The 2,466-nt window shown below is 79.4% G+C and carries 1 protein-coding gene; it reads right to left on the bottom strand.

Annotation, left to right across the window (positions count from 1 at the left end; translation table 11 throughout):
• Positions 1–2,345 (bottom strand): AAA family ATPase (locus ACFVXK_RS38160; RefSeq protein WP_389621854.1); only part of this gene is annotated, 2,345 nt, incomplete at its 3' end.
• Between the last annotated feature and the right edge of the window lie 121 nt (positions 2,346–2,466).

Consider the following 2,466-nt stretch of genomic DNA (forward strand, 5'->3'; position numbering starts at 1 on the left):
CCCCGGGCCCGGTCCAGGGCGGCGAGCACGGGGCCGCGCCCCAGGGCGCGGGCGACGGGGGTCACCTCGTCGAGGAGGGCGACGGCACCGGCCGGGTCGTCGGCGGCGACCAGGGCCTCGGCGAGCTCCCCGTGCCAGCGCAGGATGGACGGGTCGACCACCTGCTGGGCCTGTTCCAGTTCGGCGACCCGGCGCAGGGTGGCCACCGCCTTGGCGGCCTCGCCGGTGGCCAGTTCGACGGTGCCGAGGGCGTAGAGGCCGCGGGAGAGGAAGACCTGGTCGTGTTCCTCCTCGGAGGCGCGGATGCCGCGGCGGGCGTAGGCGGCGGCCCGGGCGAAGCTGCCGCCGGCGGCCTCCGCGGTGGCGGCGACGTACCAGGCGGGCCCCGGGGAGAGGCCCGCCTCGATGGTCAGCTCCAGGGCGCGGCGGGCGTGGGCGGCGCCCAGGACGCAGGCGCCGCGCCGCAGTTCGACCTCGGTGAGGCTGCGCAGCACCTCGAAGACGTCCTCGGCGGAGCCGGTGCGCTGGACGGCGGGGAGCAGGACGAGGAGCCGGCCGCGGGCGTCGGCGAGCCGGTCGTCGAAGAGGGCGTGGCGGACGGCGAGGTACTGGGGGGCGTTGCGCATGCCGAGGGGGACCTCGGGGGCGGGCAGGGCCAGGGCCTCGGCCAGGATGTCCTCGGCGTCGGGGTCGGCGAGGATGCGGCCCATGCGGGCCCGGACGGTCAGGGCCATGGCCTCGGCGACCTGGTCTCCCCCGGCCTTGGCGAGGGCCCCGGCCTCGGCCGCGGCGTCGCGGGAGCGGACGGGGTCGCCGTCGCTGAGGTTGTGCTTCCAGGCGATGCGCAGCTGTACGGCGGCCAGCAGGGAGGGGTCGTCGGCGGCGTCGGCCTCGGCGCAGGCGAAGGCGAAGGTCTCGTCGAGGGCGGCCAGGGCCTGCCCGGCGGCGTCGATCACGGCGAGCCGGGCCCGTACCCGCTGGGCGGGCGAGGCGTCGCGGGCGAGGACGGCGCGGGTGGCGCGTCGGGCGAGGTCGGCGCGGCCGGCCCAGCCGGCGTCCTCGGCGGCCGCGACGAGCCGGGCGAGTTCCTCGGCGGGCCGGTCGGCGGGGGTGCGTTCGGCGGCGAGCAGCCCGAGCTCGGCGGCCAGGGCGCGCTGGCCGCGGCGGCGGCAGGCGTCGGCGGCGCGGGTGATCCCGTCGGCGAGTTCCGGGTCGGGGGCGTCGACGGCCAGGGCGCGGTGGCGGACGGCCTGGACGGGGTCGCCGACGGCGGCGGCGAGGGCGGCGTGCCCGGCGGAGCGTTCGGGCCAGCCGGCGTCGGCGGCCAGGGCCGTGGGCAGGGCGCCGGCGGTGAAGGAGACGGCGCCGTCCTCGCCGACGGTGACCAGGGCGGCCCGTTCGGCCTCCGCGAGTTCCGCTTCGGCGTCGGGGCGGCCGGCGCGGCGCAGCAGGGCGGTGGTGGGGCGGTCGGCGAGGGCGGCGAGCAGGAGGGTGGGGCGGGTGCGGGCGGGGGCTTCGGCGAGGACCCGGCGGGCGACCTCGCGGGCCTGGCCGGAGACGGGCAGGGGGTCGGCGTGGTGGGCGCAGCCGCCCTGGCTGCCGGCGGCTTCGGCGAGGGAGTGGCCGAGGGCGAGGGCGAGGCGGGGGTTGCCGCCGCTGGCCTGGTGGATGCGGCCGGCGAGGCGGGCGGGGAGGCCGTGGCGGAGCAGGAGTTCGGCGACCTCGTCGGCGCCGAGGGCGGGGACGCGGACGGCGGGGGCGCCGGGGCCGCAGAGGGTCTCGGCGGCGGGGGCGCCGCCCTGGGCGCGTTCGGCGACGAGGACCCGTACGCGGGGCGGGGTCAGGCGCAGGGCGTAGCGGAGCAGGTCGGCGCTCTCGGCGTCGAGCCACTGGGCGTTGTCGACGAGGAGCAGGAGGGGGCCGGGGGCGGCGAGGGTGCGCAGGACCTCGGCGAGGGCCAGGCGCAGGGCGACGTGGTCGCGTCCGGCGCGGGGAGCTTCGGCCTCGCGGCGCAGGAGGGCGACGGCGGTGCGCTGGGGTCCGGCGAGGCGGTCGAGGGCGGAGCGGGGGACGGAGGCGAGCAGGGCGGCGGCCGAGGCCTCGGGTATGTGCCGGTCGGCGGCTTCGGGGGCGAGTCGCAGGACGGTCTCGCGGCGGGCCTGGGCGGCGGCCGCGACGGCGTGGGCCACCTCGGTCTTGCCGGCTCCGGCGGGGCCGGTGAGGACGGCGCGGCCGTGGGTGGCCAGCGCGCGGCCGACGGCCTCGATGAGTACGCCGTGTCCGACGTTGGTGTCAGCGTGCCCCGTCGCCGCCACGCACAGCCACCAGCCTTTCGCTCCCCGCACTGCCCTTCCCGTGAGACGCGACAATACGAGGTCCGCCCCCCGGCGGACCCGGATTGTGACGCAGAAATCAGTCGGGCGACAGGAATGTCCCGCGGACCTGCCGGTACGGGAGGTATCGGCA

Origin of the sequence: Streptomyces sp. NPDC058157 (assembly GCF_042884105.1) — a bacterium.
Lineage (GTDB): Bacteria > Actinomycetota > Actinomycetes > Streptomycetales > Streptomycetaceae > Streptomyces.